The organism is Sulfurovum sp. UBA12169, assembly GCA_002742845.1.
Lineage (GTDB): Bacteria > Campylobacterota > Campylobacteria > Campylobacterales > Sulfurovaceae > Sulfurovum.
Map to the genome: position 1 here is coordinate 619,046 of DLUH01000001.1, position 25,480 is coordinate 644,525.

General features: G+C 39.2%; 25 protein-coding genes. 9 read left to right on the forward strand and 16 right to left on the reverse strand.

Going from position 1 to position 25,480, the window contains the following annotated elements; all coding sequences use genetic code 11:
* Genes CFH81_03240 through CFH81_03270 form a run of 7 tightly spaced genes read right to left on the reverse strand, consistent with a single transcriptional unit; the run spans position 1 to position 8,475 of the window.
* Positions 1-1,707: a proline--tRNA ligase gene (locus tag CFH81_03240; protein ID DAB41322.1), complete on the reverse strand. Its 1,707-nt coding sequence runs from the start codon at positions 1,705-1,707 to the stop codon at positions 1-3.
* Positions 1,704-3,011 (reverse strand): glutamyl-tRNA reductase, encoded by a 1,308-nt coding sequence (locus tag CFH81_03245; protein DAB41323.1) that lies wholly within the window; start codon positions 3,009-3,011, stop codon positions 1,704-1,706. Before CFH81_03245 ends, CFH81_03240 begins: the two co-directional genes overlap by 4 nt.
* Positions 3,012-3,013: 2 nt before the next feature.
* Positions 3,014-3,910, reverse strand: coding sequence for an octaprenyl-diphosphate synthase (locus CFH81_03250; GenBank protein DAB41324.1), 897 nt, complete (start codon positions 3,908-3,910; stop codon positions 3,014-3,016).
* 8 nt (positions 3,911-3,918) lie between these two features.
* Positions 3,919-4,194 carry a hypothetical protein gene (locus CFH81_03255; protein DAB41325.1) on the reverse strand — a complete coding sequence of 92 codons (276 nt, stop codon included), beginning with the start codon at positions 4,192-4,194 and terminating at the stop codon, positions 3,919-3,921.
* 50 nt (positions 4,195-4,244) lie between these two features.
* The gene (locus CFH81_03260) at positions 4,245-6,137 is read right to left on the reverse strand and encodes a hypothetical protein (protein DAB41326.1); all 1,893 of its coding nucleotides are present in this window, start codon (positions 6,135-6,137) and stop codon (positions 4,245-4,247) included.
* Positions 6,134-6,583, reverse strand: coding sequence for a hypothetical protein (locus tag CFH81_03265; GenBank protein ID DAB41327.1), 450 nt, complete (start codon positions 6,581-6,583; stop codon positions 6,134-6,136). The genes CFH81_03260 and CFH81_03265 overlap by 4 nt, the downstream gene beginning before the upstream one ends.
* Positions 6,580-8,475: a hypothetical protein gene (locus tag CFH81_03270; GenBank protein DAB41328.1), complete on the reverse strand. Its 1,896-nt coding sequence runs from the start codon at positions 8,473-8,475 to the stop codon at positions 6,580-6,582. The genes CFH81_03265 and CFH81_03270 overlap by 4 nt, the downstream gene beginning before the upstream one ends.
* A gap of 132 nt (positions 8,476-8,607) precedes the next feature.
* On the opposite strand from CFH81_03270, the gene CFH81_03275 reads away from it, so the two are divergent.
* Positions 8,608-9,435: a hypothetical protein gene (locus CFH81_03275; GenBank protein DAB41329.1), complete on the forward strand. Its 828-nt coding sequence runs from the start codon at positions 8,608-8,610 to the stop codon at positions 9,433-9,435.
* Between the two features lie 13 nt (positions 9,436-9,448).
* On the opposite strand, the gene CFH81_03280 is transcribed toward CFH81_03275, so the two are convergent.
* Entirely contained in the window at positions 9,449-9,727 is a 279-nt protein-coding gene (locus CFH81_03280) for a hypothetical protein (GenBank protein DAB41330.1), read from the reverse strand.
* On the reverse strand, positions 9,728-10,642 hold the full coding sequence (locus CFH81_03285) for a 16S rRNA (cytosine(1402)-N(4))-methyltransferase (protein ID DAB41331.1): 915 nt from the start codon (positions 10,640-10,642) through the stop codon (positions 9,728-9,730).
* Positions 10,643-10,734: 92 nt separating this feature from the next.
* On the opposite strand from CFH81_03285, the gene CFH81_03290 reads away from it, so the two are divergent.
* Together CFH81_03290 and CFH81_03295 are read left to right on the forward strand one after the other, a co-directional pair.
* Positions 10,735-11,307, forward strand: coding sequence for a hypothetical protein (locus CFH81_03290; protein ID DAB41432.1), 573 nt, complete (start codon positions 10,735-10,737; stop codon positions 11,305-11,307).
* A gap of 65 nt (positions 11,308-11,372) precedes the next feature.
* Positions 11,373-12,572: a hypothetical protein gene (locus CFH81_03295; protein DAB41332.1), complete on the forward strand. Its 1,200-nt coding sequence runs from the start codon at positions 11,373-11,375 to the stop codon at positions 12,570-12,572.
* 119 nt (positions 12,573-12,691) lie between these two features.
* Here the strand turns inward: CFH81_03295 and CFH81_03300 are convergent, their stop codons facing one another.
* Positions 12,692-14,032 (reverse strand): adenosylmethionine--8-amino-7-oxononanoate transaminase, encoded by a 1,341-nt coding sequence (locus tag CFH81_03300; protein ID DAB41333.1) that lies wholly within the window; start codon positions 14,030-14,032, stop codon positions 12,692-12,694.
* Between the two features lie 68 nt (positions 14,033-14,100).
* Between CFH81_03300 and CFH81_03305 the strand changes: the two genes are divergently transcribed.
* The 6 genes from CFH81_03305 to CFH81_03330 all read left to right on the forward strand — a co-directional run bounded on the left by CFH81_03305 (position 14,101) and on the right by CFH81_03330 (position 20,401).
* Positions 14,101-15,576, forward strand: a complete 1,476-nt coding sequence (locus CFH81_03305; protein ID DAB41334.1) for a hypothetical protein — start codon at positions 14,101-14,103, stop codon at positions 15,574-15,576.
* On the forward strand, positions 15,573-16,976 hold the full coding sequence (ftsA, locus tag CFH81_03310; GenBank protein ID DAB41335.1) for a cell division protein FtsA: 1,404 nt from the start codon (positions 15,573-15,575) through the stop codon (positions 16,974-16,976). Before CFH81_03305 ends, ftsA begins: the two co-directional genes overlap by 4 nt.
* 33 nt (positions 16,977-17,009) lie before the next feature.
* Positions 17,010-18,170, forward strand: coding sequence for a cell division protein FtsZ (locus tag CFH81_03315; GenBank protein DAB41336.1), 1,161 nt, complete (start codon positions 17,010-17,012; stop codon positions 18,168-18,170).
* A gap of 141 nt (positions 18,171-18,311) precedes the next feature.
* Positions 18,312-18,905, forward strand: coding sequence for a hypothetical protein (locus CFH81_03320; GenBank protein DAB41337.1), 594 nt, complete (start codon positions 18,312-18,314; stop codon positions 18,903-18,905).
* A gap of 3 nt (positions 18,906-18,908) precedes the next feature.
* Positions 18,909-20,087, forward strand: coding sequence for a glutathionylspermidine synthase (locus tag CFH81_03325; protein ID DAB41338.1), 1,179 nt, complete (start codon positions 18,909-18,911; stop codon positions 20,085-20,087).
* A gap of 86 nt (positions 20,088-20,173) precedes the next feature.
* The gene (locus CFH81_03330; GenBank protein DAB41339.1) at positions 20,174-20,401 is read left to right on the forward strand and encodes a hypothetical protein; all 228 of its coding nucleotides are present in this window, start codon (positions 20,174-20,176) and stop codon (positions 20,399-20,401) included.
* Positions 20,402-20,468: 67 nt separating this feature from the next.
* Here the strand turns inward: CFH81_03330 and ppk2 are convergent, their stop codons facing one another.
* The 6 genes from ppk2 to CFH81_03360 all read right to left on the reverse strand — a co-directional run bounded on the left by ppk2 (position 20,469) and on the right by CFH81_03360 (position 25,474).
* Positions 20,469-21,242 carry a polyphosphate kinase 2 gene (ppk2, locus tag CFH81_03335; GenBank protein ID DAB41433.1) on the reverse strand — a complete coding sequence of 258 codons (774 nt, stop codon included), beginning with the start codon at positions 21,240-21,242 and terminating at the stop codon, positions 20,469-20,471.
* Between the two features lie 212 nt (positions 21,243-21,454).
* Positions 21,455-22,279, reverse strand: coding sequence for a diadenosine tetraphosphatase (locus CFH81_03340; protein DAB41340.1), 825 nt, complete (start codon positions 22,277-22,279; stop codon positions 21,455-21,457).
* Between the two features lie 61 nt (positions 22,280-22,340).
* Positions 22,341-22,844, reverse strand: a complete 504-nt coding sequence (locus tag CFH81_03345; GenBank protein DAB41341.1) for a DNA-deoxyinosine glycosylase — start codon at positions 22,842-22,844, stop codon at positions 22,341-22,343.
* Between the two features lie 20 nt (positions 22,845-22,864).
* Complete coding sequence (locus tag CFH81_03350) at positions 22,865-23,344, reverse strand: hypothetical protein (protein DAB41342.1); 480 nt, start codon at positions 23,342-23,344, stop codon at positions 22,865-22,867.
* Complete coding sequence (prmC, locus tag CFH81_03355; protein ID DAB41343.1) at positions 23,328-24,173, reverse strand: protein-(glutamine-N5) methyltransferase, release factor-specific; 846 nt, start codon at positions 24,171-24,173, stop codon at positions 23,328-23,330. The genes CFH81_03350 and prmC overlap by 17 nt, the downstream gene beginning before the upstream one ends.
* Positions 24,174-24,175: 2 nt before the next feature.
* Complete coding sequence (locus CFH81_03360) at positions 24,176-25,474, reverse strand: peptidase M48 (protein DAB41344.1); 1,299 nt, start codon at positions 25,472-25,474, stop codon at positions 24,176-24,178.
* Between the last annotated feature and the right edge of the window lie 6 nt (positions 25,475-25,480).

Sequence of the window (25,480 nt, forward strand, 5' to 3'; positions counted from 1 at the left end):
CTAAACCTTTTGATTTACAACATCTATAACAGCATCAATCAAAACATCTTCTGTATGCAACCCTTCCCTGCAAACAAACTCCACAAGACCGTCTTGCAATTTCTTTCCTATGATTATGGCATAGGGTATCCCTAGAAGTTCATAATCTTTCATTTTGAAACCAAATCGCTCTTTTCTATCATCAAGCAGCACATCTTTGCCTTGTGTTTTTAATTTTTCATAAAGTTCTTCTCCCAACATTCTTTGCTCTTCGTCTTTAACGTTAGAAACGATGATCTGAAGATCAAACGGCGCAGACTCTTTAGTCCAGATACATCCTTTGTCATCATGATGCTGCTCGATAATGGCTGCAAGCAAACGACTCACACCTATCCCATAGGTTCCCATCACCATCGGCTGCGCTTTGCCGTTTTCGTCCAAAAAAGTAGCCCCTAACGGTTCACTGTAACGTGTACCAAGCTGAAAAATGTGTCCTGCCTCTATCCCTTTGGTGTATCGTAATGGTTTACCGCAACAACTGCACAAATCTCCCTCTTGCACAGCAGCAAGATCAAAATATTCTGCCTCAATACCTGCAAGGTTTACACCCACTAAATGATAATCTTTTTCGTTGGCTCCGCAAATGAGAGAAGAGGCATTTTTAAGTGTATTATCCAAAACAACTCTTACCCCTTCCTGTGTTGCAGTTGGACCCATAAAGCCTGCAATTAAACCCGTTTGAGCCAATTCTTCTTCACTGATTTCTGCCAGATCATTAGCATCAACCGCATTGCACGCTTTAACTTCCTGAAGTTCGTCCGAACCTCTTAAGGCAAAAAGAACAACTTCGCTTCTGCCTTCATCATAAAGTGCACGTTTGGCTACTGTTTTTACCAAATAATAGGGATCTACCCTAAAATACTCACTCAGAGCTTCTATCGTTTTTACATCGGGAGTATAAAATTTTGCAAAATTGGCCTCAGGCGCCTGGGCTTCACATTTTTTTTCTTTACGTACGGCCGCTTCTATATTGGCGCCATACTCACAAGCGTCACAAACCACAATGGTATCCTCTCCGCTTTCAGCAAGCACCATAAATTCTTTGCTTCCGCTTCCTCCTATGGCACCGCTGTCTGCCTCGACTACCCTAAACTCAAGTCCCAAACGTGTAAATATTTTTTTATAAGTCTCTTCCATCAATGCAAATTCACGCTGCATATCTTCAGTAGAAGCATGGAAACTGTATCCATCCTTCATTAAAAACTCTCGTCCGCGCATCAAACCAAAACGCGGTCTGATCTCATCTCGAAACTTTAGATTGATCTGATACAGATTTAACGGCAGCTGCTTATAGCTTTGTACCGTTTGCCTGACGAGATTTACCATCATCTCTTCGTGGGTCGGACCCAAAATAAAATCATTCTCTTTACGGTCTTTGAAACGCAGCAGCTCTTTACCGTATTTTTCGAAACGTCCGCTCTCTTGCCAAAGCGATGCAGGAGTCACAAAGCTTAGACTTACCTCTTGACAACCTGCACAATCAAGCTCTTCCTTGACCACGCTATGTACTTTATCCAGTACTTTTTTTCCCAAAGGCAAAAAATTGTAAAGCCCGCTTCCTCCAACCGATTGGATAAATCCGCCTCTTACAAGATAAATGTGGCTTGCCAATGTTGCATCATTGGGTGTTTCTTTGGTAGTAGGTATCAATAATCTTGAAAATCTCACGCGCTGTATCCTTTTGTATGGTGATCATCTTTATATTGTTTAAAATCAATATGTTCTGTATTTATATTGAACATTTCTTTGACAGATTCAAGGCAATTTGCATTTTGTTTCTGCGCAGAAGAGTGTCTGAGGTTTTGGGTAGGGTCATGCAAGAAACGGTTAAACATTTGATACGCCATTTTTCTTATATTTTCTTCATATTCTGCCGGAACAAATCCTTTTTTGATCGCTCTTTGCATTTCACGTTCTATGGCTGCTGATACATGTTCCCGCATTTGCTTAATAATCGGCTCCACGGAAAGCGCACGCAGCCATGCGTAAAATTCATCTTTATAGCGTTCTACGATCTCCGATGCTCTTACCGCCTGCTCTTCCCGTAAAGCGTGATTATCCTGTGATATACTCTGCAAATCATCGATACGGAACAACCGAAGCTTTTCTATATCCATATCTTCGATATCTCGGGGTATGGCCATATCAAACCAAAGTCTTGGAAGCATATCATTTTCTATCATTCCCTTGGTAATAATATATTCCGATGAAGAGGTAGCCGAAAAAAGCAAACGGTATCTATTGAGATACTTATCCAGCTTGTCGCTTGTGTCGGCTTTAACATTTTCACCCAGACCCTGGGCAATCTGCTGCACTTTTTCAAGATCTCTGCCCATAAGCACCACATCGCATCCCGCCCTAAGCAAATGCTTTGCAGCCAATACGCCTATTTCTCCTGTCCCCACAACGACGGCGGTCATGCCAAGCATGTTTTCGCCTAGGATTTTCTGTGCCTGGGAGACCGCAACCGAAGCAATGGAGATAGGGTGTTCGGAAATATTGGTTTCATTCCGTACCTGAGCTGCACATTTGATTGCATAAGAGACTACGCGGTTAAGCTTGCGTCCTGCCGTGCCGTTTTCATAGGAAAATCTGAAAGCCTCTTTTACTTGGCCGGTAATTTGAGACTCACCCACAACTAAAGAGTCCAACGAAGAAACCACAGAAAAAATATGCCCGATCGCCTCTTCATCATCATAGCGTTTTGCCGTTGCTTTAATGTCATAAAAATTCAATGTGCTGTGTTGACTTACTAGGCCCAGTACCGTATGATAGCTTGAAAAATTATCACGCGTTGCCATCACGATCTCTACTCTGTTGCATGTTGAGACGATAAACGCTTCATGAATAAAATCAAATTCGACTAACGCATTGAGCATTATTTTTTTTTCTTCATTATTGGCAAACGCCAACTTCTCCCTCATGGCCAAATCACAATTTTTGTGAGAAAAACTTATCACTTGATAATACATGGTTAAAAATCCCTCTCTATCATCTCTTTGGCAATACCTGAAAGTGCTTTTTCGCCTTGCTGTTCCATGAGCTCTATCGCTTCATCTATAAGTTTTCTGGCTTCCTGATAGGATTTTTCAACAATAAGGTGTTGTTGCATCTGCTCCAAGATCCATGTTTGCTCTTCAAGATTGAGTACCCTGCCGTGCAATGAACGAAGTTTTTGTTTTGATTGTTCGTCTAAAGCTTCATAAAGATAAATATAAGGCAAAGTGGTTTTCCCTTCGGCAAAATCATGCAATGCAGGTTTGCCTAGCGTTATACTGTCTGAGGTGATATCCAAAAGATCATCAATCATTTGAAACGCAAGCCCCAAATTTCTTCCGTAGATCATATACGTTTCTTTAGGCTTTCCGGCCAACAATGCAGCTGCACCGGCACTTGCTTCTATCAAGGAGGCCGTTTTTTGGTAAATCATCCCCAGATAACTCTCTTTATTGTCATTAAACGCTACGGAAAGAGAAACATCTTTAAGCTCTCCCAGACTTAATTGCGTAACTGCATTGGAGATAAGCTTCGCTACGTCAGCGCCGATATTGTTTAGCTCAAAAAAACCTTTAGAGTAGAGTATATCTCCCAGCATAATAGCTGTTTTGTTGCCATAAATAGCATTAAGGGAAGGTTTGTTGCGGCGAGTATAGGCATCATCAATCACATCATCATGCAACAAACTGGCCGCATGTATCATTTCTACCACAGCAGCCGTTTTCACAACGGAAAATCCGGTACCGGCAATTTTCAAAATAAGTTTGGCGCGAAGCCTTTTTCCTTGAGGAAGCTTCATGTACAATGAAGAAACATGCTTGTCATTTAAGTCAGCAACAAATTGTTCTATTTTTCTTTCAACAGCACTTAGCAACTTTTATCCTATTCACACTGTGTCACAATATTTCCTACAAGCTCTATGAAGATGCTATTGGTTCTGTCTTCTAGTTCTTGTTCGATGATCATGCTTTTTAAAAGCATCTCATGCTCCTCTTCCAACCCTTTTTCTTCCAGCAATTTTTCTGCCACCGCCAAACGCTGAAATACCTTTTCAAGTTCCATCTCTACGATATTTTGATTGGCTGATCTTGCTATCCCAAAAAAATTGCTTCTAGGCGTTCCTACCAAAAAATCATCTTCATCATCAAATAGTCTCATCTGCTCTCCATTACTTTTTGTACTCTGCTCATTATAGGAAAAGTATTATATCAAACTTTAATGAATTTCTCATACGCCTCGATTGGCTTAGGCTCACCCAGATAATATCCTTGTGCATATTCGATTTCCAACTCTTTGATTTGCTCATAAATCATTTCATCGCAGACAAATTCAGCAACCAGTTTGTATTCAAAATCTTTAGCCAATTTTTGGATCGACTGAAGCACGATTTTAGTGCGCCGGAAAGAAGTATGAAGCTGAGATATAAGATTTCCGTCTATTTTGATAATATCGATATCCAAATGTATCAAATAATAATAGTTTGCATAGCCGCTTCCAAAATCATCGATGGCAATTTTGGAACCGTAAGTTTTTAATTGCTGGAAAATCAATGCGACTTTGTCATAATCTTGTATTTCATGATATTCTAAAATCTCAAACGTCAATCGATTTGCCACTTCCCTGTTTTTATGGAGATGTTTTGTGATCAGCTTCATCATATCGCTGCTGTACAGATCGTCAAGATCAAGATTGATGCTTACTTGGATATCTGAAAAAGTATGCAGAGTGCTAAAAACTTCCTCCAACACCAATTTGCTCATTTTGATGTATTGTGTGGTGCCTTTGATCACTTTTAAGAAATGATGAGGCGTGATCAGTTTTTTGTCATCTTCTTTGTCGATCAATCGCACCAAAGCCTCGTATTTGATGATTTGTTTTGTTTGGGTGCAAACGATGGGCTGATAAAGACAGCATACTCTTTTTTCTTCCAGTGCTTCTTTGATATAGTTGATATCGCGGTATCTTAGATCATCGATGCTTTGCAGATCTAAAACGATAAAATTATTTTTCCCGCCGCTTTTCACCTCAAGAAGCTTTTCATCCAGTATCCTTTGTATAGACAGCAAAGAAGATGCGCCCTTCGGAATAACCATGGCGCTCATGGAGATACTCAAAGAAACGATATTATTGCCCGTAAGGTATTTTTTTTCTTTCAGGATTTCAAACAGCTTTTGTGTCACTATCCCGATCTCGATCTCATTTTTTGGCACAACGATAAAAAATTCTGTACCCCCTGTTCTTATGAGCTTTGCTTTTAAAGAAAGTTCGGCCAATACGGCCCGGACAAACTCTTTGATGATAGCATCTCCGGCATCATAACCGTATTTTTCATTGATCTCTTTAAATTCGTCTATATCGATTAGTATCGCATTGTATTCATCCAGTCTATTGCGGTTAAAAAATTCTTCCAGATAAAGTTTGGTATGTGCGCCCGTTAACATATCGTTTAAAATGCTTTGACGAAATTTATAGTAACGATACGCCATCAATCCCAGCAGCATCATACTCACTATCAAAAAAACTTCCATTAAGCCGACAAGCATTTTCAAAGGAGAGTTGAAACTATTTAAATAATCGGCATATTCTTCTGAAAGATCGACAACCAAAAGTGCTTGCGTTTGCTCGTCTTCAACGATAGGATAAAGCAATGAAAGCCAAATTTTTTGGGTACCTTCCTGCTGTTTGGCTATGCCTGTTTTTTGCGTCTCATACACCCGGTCAAATACACTGCTTTGCGGAAAAAAAATAGTTTTATATTCAACCGCATCTTCTTTTGATCCATCCAGCAAGAACCGGTAGTGCCCCTTGCTATCTTTTTTAAGCACAAAGATATACTGATACTTTTCATTTAAAAAAGCCTGCAGCACATCATTAAGCTGGCCTCTAAGCTTAGGACTGCTTGTGAGAGCCGACTCGATATGGTTGTTTGTTTTTGCTTGGAGGTACTGAGCTATTTTTTGGACATAATTTTCTGATTTTTGGATCTCGTCTTTTTTAAGTTTTTCTGTATTTTCAACAATAGCATACTGCAAATACAAGGCAAAAAGGATAAGCAATCCTATGATGCCAAAAATAATTCGATTAAAGTATGGCTGCTTCATAGCTCATCTATGACAAACTGATCATAACGTTTGGGCACGACAATATGGTGTTTATCTAATCTCTTTTTCAAAAATAACAATTGAGACCGTCCTTTTCTCCAGTAAAACGCGCCCACTGCTTTTTCGCATGATTTCAGAAAATGATAATCCGTAGCAAACAAAAGCGGTTTACCTTCAGGGATTTGACCTTTTTTTCTTCTTGCCAGATCCAGCATCTCTTCGGTTGTGATCAAAACGATATCGGATTTTTCAAAAGTATTCACCATCTCAATATCGGACGAATGCCTAAATACGCTTCTGTACTCTTTGTCGTCGACATAAAGATAGATAGGAGCCTTTAGACCAAGGGCCTCAAAGATGGTAGCATACATTTTGAGCGTACTTTCTCTCTCTAAAGCGTATAATTGCCCGCACAACAGTAAAAAGAAAAAGAAAAATCTTTTCAAAATATATACTCCAGCTCCAGCATGATTCTGCGATCTATCGGTGAGATAGACAAAGGGCTTAAAAACGAACCGCTAGAGAGGTCATATCTATAAAGATCGGTCTCTTTGGCTTTGTCCAAAAGATTTTCCCCTTTGAGCGTCAGCGTCAAATCTTCGTTGACATTCCAGGTCACCGAACTGGTCAAATCCCAATAATTTTCCCAGTCAAGGCTGTTGCGGTGCCACACCAAACCGTTATAAAAATCCAAGTCTTCATACCGTTTAAAAAAGGTAAAAAACCCGCTCACATCCTCCAGTAAATCAAGTCCAAAAATATTTTTATATTCTGCGTAGTAGACCTGCGTAGTCAGTTTATTATTCGCATCAAAACGATAGTCATAATTGAATACCGAAAAGAAATACTTGGTATCGCCTGACGCTCCGGGGTTTTGAACCAGTCCGTCCTCGTCTTTCATCAGAAGCAGCATCAACCGGATATATTGTTTTTCATCAGTATAAGCAAGCTCCTGCGTAAACCCCAGCGTCTTTTGCGCAGGCACACTCTCAGAAGTTGCATACCCCAAATATCTGCTTAAAGGATCCAGGGCAAACATCACCCGATACAGATAGGTCTTGTATGTCCAGTGTTCGTTGCCGTAGATATATCCTAAACGAAACTGCATTAGGTTGTCATCTTCTACGCCGCCGTTTCTGCCAAAATGAATCCCTTCGATCCCCAACGTCAGCAGCTGATTTTCTGCAAGGGTATACTGGTCTTGCAAGAAAAGCGAAGCGATCGCTTCGCTGTCAAAATCCAAAGATATCTCCCCCCTACCCTGGGCACTCAAACGGTCAAGCTGTTTGAGCCTGCCTTTGACGCCTGCAGCGATCCTGTGTTTCCCAATCGTCTCTTGATAGGTCAGCTCCCCCGTATAAGCACTTGTCGTTGCCTCGGCATCCAACTCTGTTAGGCCGGGCGAAAAAAGACCCAGATAAAGCAAAGGAGTATCATCTTTGGCATAGATCCCTTTCTCAAGCCAGTCATAAGAAAACTGTGCGCGCCAATTCGCATCAAGATCGATCCCGTAGTCCATATGCACATTCAAATAATCCATTTTGCTGGCCTCAGGCGTCGCATCGTAACTAAGACCGGCCAAAGAATCGGCATTTTTCTTCATCACTTGAAGATGAAAGGTTTGATCATCTGTTTTGACATATGAAAAAAGCTGTGTGGTCTCATAGTCCCTTGACAAAGGAAGAGAGGTGCCGTTGTCTATCTTTTCGCGCTTCTCTTTGGTATGCGAAAAGTTAATCATATGAGCAAAATCTTTCTCTTGCTTGGCATAGCTGAGCGTTTGGGCATTATACCCCCTGCTTCCTCCGCTTAGGCCCAGTTGCCCTCCGCCGTCACGCTTGGGATCTTTGGAATAAAGAAAGATCGTCAGATAGGCAGGCTCCACAGAACTTTCGAAAGAAGGAATCATATAGTAAAACTCGATATGATCGACAAAATCGATATTGATATCCCCATACAGTACCAGTCCGCTTCCTGCCCACCCCTGGGTGATCTCCACCCCGTCGATGTAGAGCCGTATAAAATTGCTCCGGTAAGGCTCAAACGCACCGCTGGTAAGCGGATCGGGCAAGCCGAATCTGTTCTCATGATAATAGATCACCGGCGTAGTTTTGAAAACATCTCTAAGTGTTTTGGCACGCATCTCTTCAAGCTGTTCTCTGCCAAAAAGCACCAAATGCCCTTTGTTCTCATCGATAGTCTTTTGACTTAAAGCATTTTTTTTGTCAAACTCCTGCATCATACCCTCAACACTTTGCGCATTGGCGGCAATGCACAAAAATACGCATAAAAGCGATACGCGCCTTAGTACGTTCATTCCTTTTAAAAAACTTCCCATCCCTTGTCCATTTCTCATAAAATTTGAACCTAAGTATATCTCAACTCAAATAAAATACATATTTTTTAGTATATTCTTATCAAGTACGTTTTATACTACTGCATCAAATTCAACAGAAAGACAGATATCCCTATGACAAACAACGAAGCTTTTAAGATCCTGACAGAAGAGTACACCCTTAAACTTGCAACCACGCAAGAAGACTTTCAAGCAGTCAAAGCCGTAAGAGCTGAAGTATTTGCTCCCAAATACAATATGTCACGCGAACTTCTTGAAAGCAAAGGGTATCTTTTTAGTGAAGACGACAAGCAATCATTTTTATTTCTTTTGCAGCATACCCGCACAGGAAGATATGTAGGAACAGCGAGAAATTTTTTTATAAACTCTGATTCAAAAATACTTTCAATGCCCATGCAAAAAGATGGGCACGTAGAGGGAATTGATCATCTTGTCAACAATATACCAATTTGTGAAATTTCTAGAATGGCGCTTTCAAATCAACTAGATTCCTATAAAGATTTTTCTGAACTTAAATTAAGAAATTATCTTTCTTTAGGATTAATGATTACCACAAGAATAAATTTTTTTCTTTATCGATATGCTATTATTTTTGCAATCATGGAACCTTCTTTGCATCGCATACTTAAAAGACAAGGTGTCAATTTCGAACAAATAGGGGAGCCTGTAGATTACTATGGCATGAGAACCCCTTTTGCAATCGACAGAAAAAAACTGTTAAAAGAAACCGAAGAATCAATGGGCGACATCACAAGGCACTACCTCAAAGCGCTCTGCAAAGATCCTGAGCCTTTTTGGCAGTTTATCGATGCCAACCCTTACCTGGACCGGTCGGATATCCGGCTTGAAAAGATCTGCGAACTTTTTAAAACCCATGGCGAGGACGTAGAGCTGTCATACCTGCTTGAAGAAAATGAAGAGATGGCTGCGGCAAACGCATAAAACTTTTTATCTTTTATTTGCCGTCTTCATCTTCATCAATAACGAAGATAGTATCTGTCACCCTGTTTTTGAATTTAAGGGCTTCTACATTTTGCTGCAAAAGAACTTTTTCCGCCTTCAGCGCATCCACCTCTCCTTGAATACTGTTAACTTTTTTACTCTCATAGTAAATTTGGTTACTTAAATAAATCTTTATCATCGTCAATATAAGAACAATGGCTACAGATATAAAAATGATACTGATCATTCCAAGCGTAATACCGTTAGGTTGCGATCGTTTTATTTTTTTCATCTAGTTAAACCTAAAACTTCGTAATTTTGCCGATCTGCTTCTGGGATTGGATTTAAGCTCCTTGTTGCTTGCAGTGATGGGCTTTCGTGTCAACACTTTTCCCAAGGCATGGTTTTTGCCGCAGGTACATCGTATCGCATGAGGATCACAAATGCACGCCGTGCTCCATTTTTTAAAACGCTCTTTCACTAAACGGTCTTCAAGAGAATGGAATGTAATAAGTGAAACCACTTCTTGCGGATAGTGTTTCGCCTCTATGGCATCAAGAAGCCCTTCTATCTCTCCCAATTCATTGTTGACCTCTATGCGTATCGCTTGAAACATTAACGTTGCAGGGTGGATTTTTCCTCCGGGAGGTATCACTTGCTTGGCGATTTCGCTCAATGCTTTTGCGCTGCTTATAGGTGTTTTTGAGCGTGCCTCTATGACAGCTGCTGCCAATTTTTTAAAAGAGCGAATTTCGCCATAGATATCAAAAATATACTCCAATTTCTCCTGAGAATACGTATTGACCACCTCATAAGCCGACAAAGAGGCTGCGGAATCCATGCGCATATCCAAAGTACTGCTTTCAAAACTGAATCCTCTCTCTTTTTTATCCAGCTGCAAAGAAGAAACGCCAAAATCTGCAAGCAAAGCAACAATGGGTTCTTCTTTAAGCGTAGGGAGCACAGCAGCAAATGTTCCCTTATAAAGCGTGCTTCTGTTTGCATAAGACTCAAGACGTTTCTTTGAAAATGCCAATGCTTCATCATCACGGTCTATCCCTATATGTTTAAGATGGGGGTAGCGAGACAGCATATGGAAACTATGGCCTGCATACCCCAGGGTACAGTCAACAAAATATCCGTCCCTCACATCGGAAAAACTCTCCAATACCTCTTCAAGCAATACAGGAATGTGAGGTGCTTGCACAAAAAATCCTTTTAGAAAGCATTCGCTTTATAATTCTTTATTTTTTAAAGATGTTATAATACCTAAATTAGATGAAAAAGGTTTTTATGGGTATGAATGAATATCTGGTTGAACAGATTAAACATGTTTCACTATCGATGTTTAACAAAAATTTCTTCAGTGTTTACCATGGTTCTATTTCCGCAAGACTTTCGTCTTCAGGTTTTCTTATCAATAAAAAAGATGCTATGCTTGACAGCATTAGTGAAATCTCGCTGATTACACTTGATTGTCAAAAAAAAGATTACCGATGGAGCGAAGCCAATCATGATGTTGCCATCCATGAACATATTTATGAAGCTATCCCTAGTGCCAAATATGTTTGTTATACGATGCCTCCCTATGCAACAGCTTACTCTTTAAAGCACGGAAAGGTTTCGCCTGCTGACTATTTTGGTCAAAAAGTTTTAGGGGAAGTGGTTGTCTACGATCCCAAACAGAGTGATGATTGGCTTGAGCGTGCACCTTATGAGATACCCCGATTTTTTCAAAAGCATGACACCCATCTTCTTCTTGTCAAAGGGTTCGGACTCATCTCTTATGATAGGGACATTATAGAGATGGCGAAAAAAGTCTCTATATTGGAAAATTCCTGCAGACTGTTGGCATTGAGTGCAAATCTGTAAAGAGTTTTGTAAAGCTTAGTTTTGTTATACTTTTTGTTACCGCCATTCATGAAAGCAGGTAGGGGATGAACCAAACAAAAAAAAGACTAAAAATTATTAAGCTTGCTATTTCTATTACAGATATTGAAACCATCCAGCTTCAAGTGCTCAAACTGGGTCTTCTTAGAACAGATGAGAAAATAAAAGAAATTCTCACAGCGCTTCAATCGGAAAATTATGCACAAGCCCAAGCGCTCATTACCACCTATATTGAAACATACACAGATGAGATCATCCAAAGAACTTTTCAAGAAGAAGAGCAAATACCGGGAGAAAAAGAATATGCTCTTATTGAAGAGTTTGATCTCTTTATCACCGAAGAAAAGCATAAAGAATCAAATAAAGAGATAGATTTTGATTCTTTTTTATATCCAGATACTAAATCTTCAAAGAAAAACAATACCTATACAGATTTTAACGATTTGCTTCAAATTGATCCAAATGATGTTTTAGCTGACAATATCAATCCGGTCTCTTTTGGCATCAATGATAATTTTTTTGATATACAAACCGATCAAACAATCGATACCCCCGAGACACCAAAAGATGATTTTTTTGATACATATAAATCCACAACCGCAAAAAACAGCATTTCTCAAGAAGAGGCACAAACATTAGCTGATGAAGAGTATTTTCAAAAACAGTCAATTTTAAAATCTACGAGAAAAACAATACATTCCGGATATAAACCTATCCCCCACATAGAACAAAAGCTGCACAATATGTATACTCAATTTCCTCCAACCGAAGAAAATTTTGAAGATTTTTCTTCGGTTTCAGATTGGCTATTGCATATTAGCACCGAAGGCTATAGTGATGAAGACATAGAAGCACTATTTACAAAAGTGAAAGAACTGCGCAGCACCGACAAAACCCAGGCAGTACAATTACTGTTGCTAGCAGGAGCAACGGAATCAAAATTTGCGCAATTTATGCTAGCCAGAGAGCTCTACAAGGGGGGATTGCTGAAAAAAAATATTTCCGAATCTATCACCCATATCTACCGGTTAGCAATGGATGATTACCCTGAAGCACTGTGTGATTTGGCACAATTCTACGAACACGGTATAGGCAAAGAGAAAGACAAAGAACAAGCATTGTCTTTATATAAAGAAGCTATGGATTTAGGTGTTCAAAGAGCCGCATCACATTATGAAAGAATGAAAAAGAAAAAGAAAAAAATTTTTGGAATTTTTAAAAAGAGAGATGATGCATTCGTTATATAATTAAACTCTTTGTGCAATTAAACCGGTAGATCCCAACCCTCTTGTCCTCAACTCGATTCGGGATCAGAATTCACATAACGTTAGTCATTGAAGGCTTGGGCTGCAATCTGGTTTATAATTTAAGAGAGGCTTTCAATCATTAATTGTTTAATCGCTTCATATGCTACTTCCATCATCCTGTCAATCTCGTCTATGGAAATAACAAAAGGCGGCATAAAATAGATTACATGCCCCAAAGGCCGCAGAAGCACCCCGTGCTTCAAGCCGTATTCATAAATACGCAATCCTATCCTTTCTTGCGGGGCATAGCCCTGAAGCTCTACTGCTGCGATCATACCTTGCTGTCTTACTTTTTTGACATTTGTCAGTTCTGTAAACTTTTCCAGTTTCATTTTGATATGATCAGATTTCTTTTCATTTTCACCCAAAACATCCATGGATTCAAAAATCTCCAATGTAGCCAAGGCAGCAGTGCAGGCTAAAGGATTTCCTGTATAGCTGTGGGAATGCAAAAACGCTTTGTATTCATTGTACTCACAATAAAAAGCCTGATAAACGTCATTGGTTGTCATCACAACAGACAAAGGAAGATAACCGCCGGTAAGCCCTTTGGAGAGTGTCATAAAATCAGGAGAGATCCCTGCATGCTCGCAAGCAAACATCTTCCCGGTACGCCCAAAGCCGGTCATGATTTCATCTGCAATAAGATGCACACCAAACTTTTCTGTGAGTTCTCTTGCGCCTCTGAGGTAGTCAGGATGATACATATGCATCCCTCCCGCCCCCTGAACAAGAGGTTCAAGAATAAATGCTGAAATCTCCTCTCCTCTTGTGCTCAATACCTCTTCGAGTACTTCCAGTGCCTCATGGGCTGAATCTTGACGCTGGTCTTTAGGCACGGGCACCTGCAGGCATGCCAAAAGCAAGGGCCGATACGTCTCCTTGTAAAGCGCTACATCTCCCACGCTTAAGGCCCCTATGGTTTCGCCATGATAACTGTTGGCTAAAGACAAAAACATAGATTTGCTGATGCCTTTATTGAGATGATAGTGGTAGCTCATCTTGAGTGCCGCTTCCACTGAGCTTGAACCATTGTCTACATAAAAAACCTTTTGCAGCTTATTGGGTGTTATGGCGACGAGCTTATGTGCCAACTCGATTGCAGGCTCATGCGTAAAACCGGCCAGCAAGACATGCTCAAGCGTATCAAGCTGTGTTTTGATCTTTTCATTAATGATTTTATTGGCATGCCCAAACAAATTGACCCACCAACTGCTTATGGCATCTATGTATGCATTCCCGTCAAAATCATAGAGATAAATTCCTTTGCCTGATTTGATTGGAATAAGAGGCAAAGTCTCATGATCTTTCATTTGCGTACAAGGATGCCATATCACTTCAAGATCTCGTCGCATCATTTGATTGTTTTTGCTTACTGTCTCATCCAATTTGAACCCCATTTCAATTACTATTAACCACAACTTGATTAGAATATTGTACAAATTTTTAGATTGAAGGCAGATAAAGCATGATAAGTTGGATGCAAAAACATAACAGGTATCTCGTGTGGACTATTTGGATAGCCACAATTGCATTTATAGGCGCTGGTTTTGTAGGCTGGGGAAGCTATACTTACGGCACCAAAGCAAGCGCTGTAGCAAAGGTAGGAGAGATAGAAATCCCAAGGTCAAAACTTGATGTAGCATACGGAAATATTTACAATCAATACAATGAAATGATGCAAGGCAAACTCGATGAGCAAAAAGCCAAAGAACTAGGACTTATTCAACGTGCTTTTGATACGCTTGTAACACAAGCAAAAGTACTTAATTTTGCCAAAGATCTTGGTGTTATTGTTTCAGATAAAGAGATAGCTGATAAACTTCAATCCATTCAAGGATTTCAAAAAGATGGTGTGTTTGACAAAACCATCTATGAAGGCTACCTTAAAAGCCAAAGACTCAAAGCTAAAGTCTTTGAAGCTATGCTGAAAGATGAAATAACCATCAACAAAACGCTTAACCTGCTTAGAACACCTAACTTTTCTTTGGAAATAGAAACAGTAGGCGGAGCATTGAACGTCGCTGATAAGCTTTCTTATAAAGTACTCACATCCAATGATGTAAATATTACATTAGATGAAACAAAAATTAAAAACTTTTGGGAAACACAAAAAGAAAGTTACATGACGCCAAAAACCTATAGTTTTTCAATCGTATGGACACCAAGCGCAACAGCCGATGTCACAGAAGAGGAAATAAAAACCTATTATCATGCCAACAGCTTCAACTATACTGACGCTGAAGGCAAACCTATTTTATTTGAAAAAGCAAAAGATTTCGCAACTAAAGACCTTAAGCTAAGCAAAACCAAAAAGGCTGCTCAAAAAAATTATATTGAATTTAAGAAAGGAGATATTCAAAGCAGTGAAAAAATGACACTTTCTCTGAACGATCCTCGATTGTCAACAGAACTTTGGAGTGAAATACAAACCAAAAATATCGGTGATATTCTAAAGCCAAAAGTTGTAGGAGACAGATATGCAACAGTCAAAATAGATAACATAGCAGAATCCAAAGTGATGACCTATGAGGAAGCCAAAGAAAAAGTTGTCGCGGCCTATACGGTTCAGGCACAAAAAGAAGCATTGTCATCACTCGCACAAACCGTGCTGGAAAATTTCCAAGATGCCAATGCTACCGTTTCAAATTTTGTGACACTGGAAACACATGACAATTTAAAACCGCTAAATACACAAGAAAGTTTACAATTTTTAGAAAAACTCTTTACATCTTCAAAAGAAAAAGGTATTATAAACGTATTAGACAAAATAGTGGTATATAGCATTTTAGAACAAAAGATTTTGCCGTTAGACACTAACAAAACAGAAGTTGTCAAAAACAGTGTCAATCAAATAAAGCAGAGTATTTTTGAAACAAATCTTATCAAAATGTTAGATAAAAAATATCCAACAGAAGTTTACATGGGAGGACTCACAAATTGAGTGAAACAATTTTAGCTATTGATATTGGTTCTACTAAAATTTGTGCGATTATAGCTGAAATTGAAGAGGGCAAAGTGCAAGTGCTTGGCCACGGAATTTCCAAGTCCCAAGGTATAAAAAAAGGCGTTATTACCAATATTGAGCTTGCGTCCAAATCTATCAAAAAAGCTTTGGGCGATGCCAAGCGTATTGCCGGATGCAATATGGCCTCAGCGATTGTTTCCATCTCAAATGCGTATGCAAAAAGTTTAAACTCTACGGGTGTTGTAAATATTCCGCATAAAGATATTTCTATTAAAGAAATTAACCGTGTAATACAAACAGCACTCTACAATGCCAGCGTACCCAATGAATATGAAGTCATTCATGTCCTTCCTTATAATTTTAGAGTAGATGACCAAGATTTTATAGAAGATCCTTTTGGGATGAATGCCAGTCGTATGGAAGTTGATGTCAACATCATTATGACCCAAAAATCAAATCTATCAAATCTTAAAAAAGCCGTACGATCTGCCGGAGTAGATATAGACGGAATCGTACTCAGCGGTTATGCTTCGGCGATAGCCACCATGGATATAGATGAGAGAGAACTTGGTATAGCCGTAATAGACCTGGGCGGTCAAACAAGTAATCTTGTAATCCATACAGGCAACTCTATCCGCTATAACAACTTTTTGGGTGTAGGATCAAATCATATCACCAATGATCTCTCTATGGCATTGCATACGCCATTGCAGGTAGCAGAAAATGTCAAAATTCAATACGGCAATCTCATTGAAAGCAGCAATGAAATCATAGAGCTTCCCATCATAGGTGATGAAGAAAACCGCAACGGTGTTTCTCTTGAAATTGTACACAGCGTTATCTTCTCCCGTGTAGAAGAAACATTGATGATATTGGCTAAAATGCTTGAAAAAAGCGCGCTTAAAGAACAGATAAGTGCCGGCATTATACTCACAGGCGGCATGACTAAACTTAAAGGCATCAGAGAATTGGCACAAGCTATTTTTACGGGCATGGCAGTCAGGGTTGCCTATCCTAAAAATGTAGATGGGCTTTTTGAAGAACTTAAGGATCCGGCCTATTCAACCGTGGTAGGCCTTTTGCTTTACAGGGCAGGAAAACATACACCGTATGAAATCAATTTTCAACAAGAAATGCTGCACTCAAAAACTGATCATGAAGACAACTTAGGTGATATTAAAATTACCAATACCGTCAATCAGGCAGTCGAGAGCAAGGCATATAAAAATAAACCGATCTTGAAACGTCCAAACCAAAAAGATACAGAAACTATTCAAAACACAGACACAATCATATTTGAAGATTTGCCTGACGTCAACAAAGAGAAAGGTCATCCGTTTAGAAAGTTGACCAACTGGGCAAAGCAGCTTTTTTAAATATATCACATCAAAAAAAGGAGGGAGAGAAACATGGAAGAGTTTGACATCAATGTTATCGAAACAAAATGTCGCACAAACGGTGCAAAGATAAAAGCGATCGGTGTTGGCGGCGGTGGCGGCAATATGATTAACCATATGATCAATGAGGGGATTAGTGATATTGACCTAATCGTAGCCAATACGGATGCGCAGGCTTTGGAAACATCGGTTGCACCTTTTAAGTTACAGCTTGGTATGAATGCTACAAGAGGATTGGGCGCAGGAATGATCCCGGACAAAGGAAGAGAGGCAGCGCTTGAAAGCTTTGAAGATATCAAATCAATGCTTCAGGGTTCGGATATAGTCTTTATTTCCGCAGGCCTTGGAGGCGGTACGGGAACAGGTGCAGCTCCCATTATTGCACAAGCAGCCAAAGAAGTAGGAGCCTTGACCGTTTCTATCGTTACAAGCCCTTTTAAATTTGAAGGTCGCAAAAGAACCAAACTTGCAAAAGAAGGCTTAGAAGAACTAAAAAGAGAAAGCGACTCCATCATTGTAGTTCCCAATGAAAAACTTCTCTCGATTGTAGAGAAAAATCTGGGCATTAAAGAGAGTTTTAGAATGGTTGATGATATTCTCTCTCAAGCAGTAGGCGGTATCTCAAAAGTCATTTTATCCCATGGTGAAAACGATATCAATCTTGATTTTGCCGATGTAAAAACAGTAATGAGCCATAAAGGACTTGCGCTGATGGGAGCCGGATACAGCACAGGAGCCAATGCAGCCTATGATGCAGCAAAAGCGGCCATAGAATCCCCATTGCTTGATAATATTTCTATCGATGGGGCAATGGGTGTGCTCGTACACTTTGACATTCATCCTGATTATCCGATTATGGAGATCAGCGAAGCGATGAATATTATCGAAGAGAGTGCCGATGAAGATGCAAGCGTTATCTTTGGAACGACCACCAATCTGGATATGGATATAGATGAAGTAAGAATCACTATTATTGCAACAGGATTTGAGGATAAAAATGCTATTGCAGAGCCCACAGTGAGACACCAAGAGACACTTCTTGGCAGCAGCACCTCTTCTTCAGCCACCATTCATACACTAAGAGCTGCAAACAAAATGGTTGTTGGCGGCTACAATGGTGAAAATGAAGATATTTTGGATGTCCCGACTTTTCTCAGAAAACAGATGGACTGACAGCCCAATAAATTTATAAAAAAGAGAGTTTTCTCCTCTCTCTTTTTTTTCAATACATTACAAAACCTATCTGCCTTGAAAGTCTGCTTTATTAATCTTTTTTTGCTATGATTACCCAAAAATATTGCCTAGGAATACGCTATGAAATATATCAAAAAACTTTCACACATTACCGCGCTTAGCGGGCTTGGGGTTTTGCTTGCCGCGGGCGTTACAGGTTGTGGAAACGAATCGCAATCCCAGGAAGAACAACCGCAAGCCAAGGGAGCTTTTGTCATCATAGAAGAAACAGCTCCGGGCAAATACAAAATCAAAGATGAATTTCCTGCCGAGGAAACACGTATTGTTCTTAAAAAACTGGACGGAAACGAACAAGTACTAACCCAAGAAGAGATGGATGCTCTCATTAAAGAGGAAGCAGCCAAAATAGATAACGGCACCTCGGCACTAACTCAGCCCGATGCACAAATGTCTCAACAAGGCGGAATGGGATTGGGCGAAGCAATTCTTGCAAGTGCGGCAGGCGCTATTATCGGCAGCTGGATAGGCAGTAAACTTTTTGGAAACCAAAACTATCAAAATAACAGAAAAGCCGGGTATAAGTCTCCTTCAACCTACTCTCGAAGCGCAAACAGTTTTAGCAAATCGGCATCAGGCGCCAAAAGTACTCGAAGCGGTTTTTTTGGAAGTCAAAGCGGCTCCACAAGAAGCGGAACCTCCTCGTTTGGCGGGTAAAAGATGGTAAATTTGCAAAAAGTAAAACCGCTGCAAAAAGACTATCTTGAGTCGCTTGGCTTTGTGTGGCATACAGACGGTGATGAAACAAGCTATCTTGCGGACACGCTCGTTGTGCTCTCTGAAGCTGAAGCTGAGGCTTATTATGAAGCAGGCAATACGCTTTATGAGATGTTTATACAGGCATCCCAATATGTTATAGATCACAACCTTTTCCATGAGATAGGAATTCCTTTTAATTTGGTAGAACTTATTAAAACTTCTTGGGAAAACGAAATACACTGGCACCTGTATGGCCGTTTTGATCTTGCAGGGGGCATAGACGGAAAACCGATCAAACTTTTGGAATTCAATGCAGATACCCCTACAGCACTTTTTGAAACAGCCATTATCCAATGGGCGATACTTAAGCAAAACAACCTGGAAGAAAAAAGCCAGTTCAACGGACTTTATGAAGCTCTTTTGGACAACTTTAAAAGACTTGTTACGCTTGAAGAGAGCGTAGATGCATTCAAAGAGCGCTATGAGGGCTGGAAATTTCTTTTTACTTCCATCAGAGGCAATGCCGAAGAAGAAAACACCGTAAGACTTTTACAGCATATTGCAACAGATGCCGGCTATCGTACTGAATTTGCCTATATTGATGAGATAGAATTTTCTTCTGAAGAGGGTATTTTTTATAATGGTGAAACCTACGAACTGTGGTTTAAGCTTATTCCCTGGGAAGATATTGCCTTAGAAGAGTCTGATTTGGCAATGCTGCTTACTGATATCATAAAAAATCAAAAAGCTATCATATTTAATCCTGCCTATACCCTGTTATTTCAAAGCAAAGGGCTGCTCAAAGTCCTTTGGGATCTCTATCCGGAGCATCCGCTTTTGCTTGAAACTTCTTTCTCCCCGCTAAAAGATCAAAAACAGGTAAAAAAACCTGTCTTTGGCAGAGAAGGCGGCAGTATAACGATTCTAGACGAAAATGGAAAAAATATAGCTGCCAACCAAGGAGAATACGGCAACCATAAAATGGTCTATCAGTCTTACGTGCAACTTCCAAAAGATACAATGGATCAAAACTATCAAGCCGGCCTTTTTTATGCCTATGAAGCCTGTGGACTTGGATTTAGAAAGGGAGAAAAAATCCTAAACAATATGTCTAAATTCGTAGGGCATATCATTCAATAATTCTTGCATAAATTTTAAAAAAAATTATAGAAAAAAGATTATTTTTACACTATAATTATTCGAAAATTTTTACAATAAGGATTAGAATGAAAATTTCAGACATTGTGTTTGAGATGCAGACAAATTATGTGAAAGATGAAGATATTGAAAGTATCGTGGCCTTTATCGAGAAAAATGGGTTCAATGCACAAAAAGTAGATGACCGCCTTTTAGCATTGGGTTATGATGCTATCTTTAGTGACGCAGAGATAGATGGAGGTTATGATACAAGAGAGAAAATCTTCAACCATCGGAAACATTTAGCTGATGAGTAAAACTTACTCATCATACTCCAACAGCGTACAAAACTTATTAAAATTATTCAAGTGATAAAAAATTAGATTATGGTGCACTGTACAACTCAGGTTTCGCATGCTGCATCATTTCTAACTCTTTTTCGGCAGAAATCACTATCTTTTCGTTATAAACAAAAGAAAGACTTTCATTTCTTTGCTCATAATCAAAATGATTTAAAATAAGTTTCATAGCTTCTATTCTGGCTTGATGTTTGTCGTTAGATCTAATGACATGCCATGGCGCGTAAAGATGGTTTGTTTTTTTAAGCATTTGGTATTTCATTTTACTAAATTCATCCCATAATCCCTGAGACTGAAGATCAACTTCGCTAAGCTTCCATTTTCTCAGGGGGTCTGTTCTTCTTTGCTCAAATCGTGTTGCCTGAACAGATTTTTTTACACTAAGGTAGAGTTTGATTAAAACAATTCCTTGTCTGGATAACGACCGCTCAAAACCCGTAACATCATTCATAAAAATATCATACTCTTTGCGTGTACAAAAACCAAATACGGGTTCAACCATCGCACGATTGTACCAACTCCTGTCAAAAAGAATGATCTGGGCGGCCGAAGGAAAATGTTCAATATATTTTTGAAAGTACCATTGTGTTTTTTGCTCTTGTGTGGGTTTTCCTAAAGCGACAATACGATAGTGTTTTGGATTCATGTAGCGCGAGACTGTACCGATCAAGCTTCCTTTTCCTGCCGCATCCCTTCCCTCAAAAATAACAATCAGCTTTTTGCCTTGCTTTTCGATGTACTTTTGCAATTTAACCATCTCGGCTTGATAGATTTCAAGCTCTTTGAGCTCTTTGTACATTTTTAAGGCTTCATGATTTTTTGAATGAAATGCAGCAAGCTCACTGCGTAAACTATCAATTTCATTTTGCAAACTCTCTAAAGTAACGCTGTCCATTAAAAAACCTTTATGAAACTAAAATCGGGCGCAATCACGCAATCCCGATAAAATATTTGTAGAAAAGATAAAATTCTATACTTTTTTTTTTAAATGCCTGCTGAGGGGAGCCTTGGCTACTTCAAAAGATTCTTGCATTCTACTTGCACAATGTCAGGCTGAGGCATATCCAATCTTGCTGCTGTAAGTTTTCCTTTCCATATGCATCCCGTATCCAAGGCCAATACATTGTCGTCTTGATAATAACCCAAAGCCGACCAATGTCCAAAAACGATTTTTAAGTCTATTTTTTTACGGTAAGAAGAGAGAAACCAGGGAGTCATCCCTTTGTTTGTGAGCATTTCGCTCGGCGGTCCTTTTTGGTCAAAATCCAAACGGTGGTCATTGAAACAAAAACGCATTCGTGTAAACGAACTCATCAAATAACGGTCTATATCAGCAATATCTGCTTTTCTATCAAATCTGCCGGTGTTCTTTTTCAATAGTTTTTCCAACCAAATATGAGCATTAGCGCTCTGCAGTTCTGTTTCAAGGTGTGCCGCATAGCGAATAGCCATGCCCAGATCAAATTCAGGAGAGATCCCCGCATGCGCCATACAATATCCCAACTCATAATCAACATGTAAAAACTTTTGATCCTTGATCCAGTCTATCAGTTTTTTAGCCTCAGGGGATTCCAATATAGGATCTAGTGTTGCATTGGATTTTTTGATACCGTAATAGGCTCCGATGAGTGCAATGTCGTGATTTCCTAAAACAATTTCCACACTATGGCGAATATCATAAAGATATTCAAGTGTTTCCAGGGATTCCTTTCCCCTGTTAACAAGATCGCCAACCAGCCATAATTTGTCATTTTGCGGATTAAACTCTATCTTTTGCAACAGTGTTCTTAAGGAAGCATAGCACCCTTGTATATCTCCAATTGCCCAAACTGCCATTATCTAACCTTTTTTTGAATAGAAAATAAAACATCAAAACGTAATGTCATCTTTATATTTTTCATTTTTTATCCGCCTTGTTTAATAATTTTTCACGATATGCCTGTATTTTTTCTTCAAATGTCATCATGGCATAAGCAGATGAAGGTGAAGGCAAATATATTTTCTCTATTTTCAAATTAGAAAAATGTTTTTCAAAAAGTTTTTCTGCTTTTTTGCCTGTAAAAGCTAATTTTTTGATGCTTGGGTGGGTTTGTAAAAATGAAGCAATATCATTTACCTCTTCTTGTTCAAGATTGCTGTCAAGCGAGTTATTTCTTTGACATGTTTGCACCATATCCCACAATCCGAATTTCATCTCTTTAAGTAGCCAAATTTTTTGATCTTTGTTAAGAACGGGATATTTTGTAATTGCTTCAAGTATTTTCCAAAATTGATTACGGGGATGTGCATAATAAAAATTTTTTTCAAATGACTGAACACTGGGGAACGAACCCAATATCAAAATCTCCGTATTTTTAAACACAATCGGCGCAAAAGGATGCTCTACTATTTTATTTTTCACTGCTTAGCGACCCTCTTTATTTATTTACATGCCTTTTGCATATTTCTTATCATCAATACCAAAAGTGCCAAAGAGAAGATTTTAAAGTTAATTTCACTTCCTTTATGAGTATTGACAAACACCGAAGTTTGCGTCATCTCTTCTCCTGCCAGCTGCATCGCTACAATATCAGGAAGATAATAATGCCCAAAAAGCAATCCGGTAGCTATCACAAAAAATACAGCGATTTGTGTAAGCCTATCTCTTTCAAATTTTTTATACTTGTATCCTTCGTACAAAAAAATACTTGCCAGTAAAATATCTATCAAATAAGAAAGTCTCACAAAGTTTTCCGTCATAACAATACCCTCTTGATACTGACTCAGTACTTCACTTTGCAGCCATACTTCTGTATGAAACGTTACGGGCGCCACCACAACACCTGCAAAAAGTCCTGCGCCAAGCACAATACCCATAAGCGTCAAATACAATATGGTCGCGATTTTAAAATATTTGTTCATTGTTTTCCTTGTTAAAATGGATTATAAATCCCCTATCCCACCCGGACAGGTCCTGATAAAAATCAATATATTTTACTCCGATTTCATTGGCAAAAACCTGGAGAGATGATTTTTGATCATATCCCATCTCACACGCAAGATAATTAACGCCCCTATTGCTTGCATCAACCACAATCTGCTTTAAAAGTTCATCTCCTGCCTTGCCGCCAAAAAGTGCCTCTTTGGGCTCATAATTTGCAACATTGGGCTCAAGTGCGAAATTATCTGCAATATAGGGAGGATTGGAGATGACAAACTCTATGTCTTCTTTTATCTCGTCCATCAAATTACTTTTGAGCAGCGTAATCTGTTTTTGCAGGCCAAAATGTTTAATATTGCGCGCTGCTACCTTCAGAGGGGTATCGCATATGTCCGTAGCAATAATTTGAAGCTCAGGAAATTTACGTGCCAATACAATAGAGATAGCCCCGGAACCAACTCCTATTTCTACTAAACGAGTTATTTGTTTTTTTTTAATGATCTTGGAAGCATGATCGATAAGAAGTTCGGTTTCAGGACGAGGAATAAGCACGCCCTGCTCCACAAAAAGCTCAATATCATAAAAGCTTGCCTTTCCTGCGATATATTCATAGGGCTCATGCATCGCTCGCCTTGCAACAAGCAACCCGAAGGCTTTGACGTTTTCTATCTTATCATGTTCATGCATGTGCAAATAAACCCGCTCTTTTTGAAGATGATAAGACAAAAGTAATTCGGCCTCAAGCAAGGGACGCTCACAGCTGCTCATCAACTCTTCTCGCGCCCAAAATATACCCTGTTTGATGGTCATAATCAATTATCCTGCTTGTCTATAAAGGCAAAAATATTCCCGCCCTTCTTGCCTGTATCATCTTTTGCTTCAATGGATTGTTCTTCTTTCATAATTGTATTGCTTGCATCATATCCTAACTCTTTAAGCCTTTGGAGTACAGGAGGATGAGTGTAGTAAAAAAAGATCACCAGAGGATGCGATTTTGGAAAAGATTTGTTTTCTGTAATCAATTTTAACAATGCCGAAACAAGATTTTCTCTGCCCCCCATTTCTGAACCAAATACATCAGCGGCATATTCATTGCGGCGGCTCACATAGCTCATAAAAGGAGTTAAAACAAAACTTATCAAAGGCAAAAGCAGTATCAATGCGGCGATCTGTGCCCCAGGCAGCGGAGTAACTCCCATCTGCGTAAAAAGAATATCAGGCAAGTGCCCAAAAAGGTAAAAAGAGATAAATAAAAGCATGCCCATTAAGCCGATATTTTTCCAAATATCACCGTGGGAAAAATGCCCAAGCTCATGACCCAATACAGCCAAAAGCTCTTTGGTATTGAGTTTTTCTAAAAGTGTGTCAAAAAGCACGACACGCTTGCTTTTGCCAAGTCCTCCAAAATAAGCATTCAGACGACTGTCTCTTTTGCTCGCATCCATAACAAAAATACCATCGCTTTTAAGTCCTGCCCGCTCCATTAGCTTAATAATCTCCTTCTTGAGTTCACCTTCTTCGAGCGGATTAAATTTGTTAAACAGCGGTGCAATGATAGTAGGATAAAGTACATTGACTAAAATCGCAACAGAAAAAATCAGCACAAATCCCCAAAGCCACCATAATGTGCTCAATGTGATAATCCATGCCAGCAAGGCAAACAGTGCTCCTCCAAAAATAAAAAATATCAACGAAGACTTAAAGGTATCCGCCATAAACATCTTGGGTGTCATTTGGTTAAATCCAAAAGTTTCATCTATCTTAAATTTTTGATACAGTTCAAAAGGAAGTCCTGCCAGATAATTAATTATTACAAAACCAAACAAAAAAAGTACCGACTGGAGGATATTTCCTTCAACCTGAACGAATGATGCCAGCCATGAAAATCCCATAAGCACCCACCACACAAATATCAAGTAATCTACGAACATTTCCGCTAAAGAAAGCTTCTCTTTGGCCACTGCATAATCAGCTGCGATCTTGTATTTGGATGCAGACATAAGTACAGGAGCTTTTCGTTTTTCATCATTGATATATCCAATTTGCATTATAGAAATATAAATTCGCATAAATGTATAAATGGAATAAATAATAAGAATTGTTTCTAGCATATATAA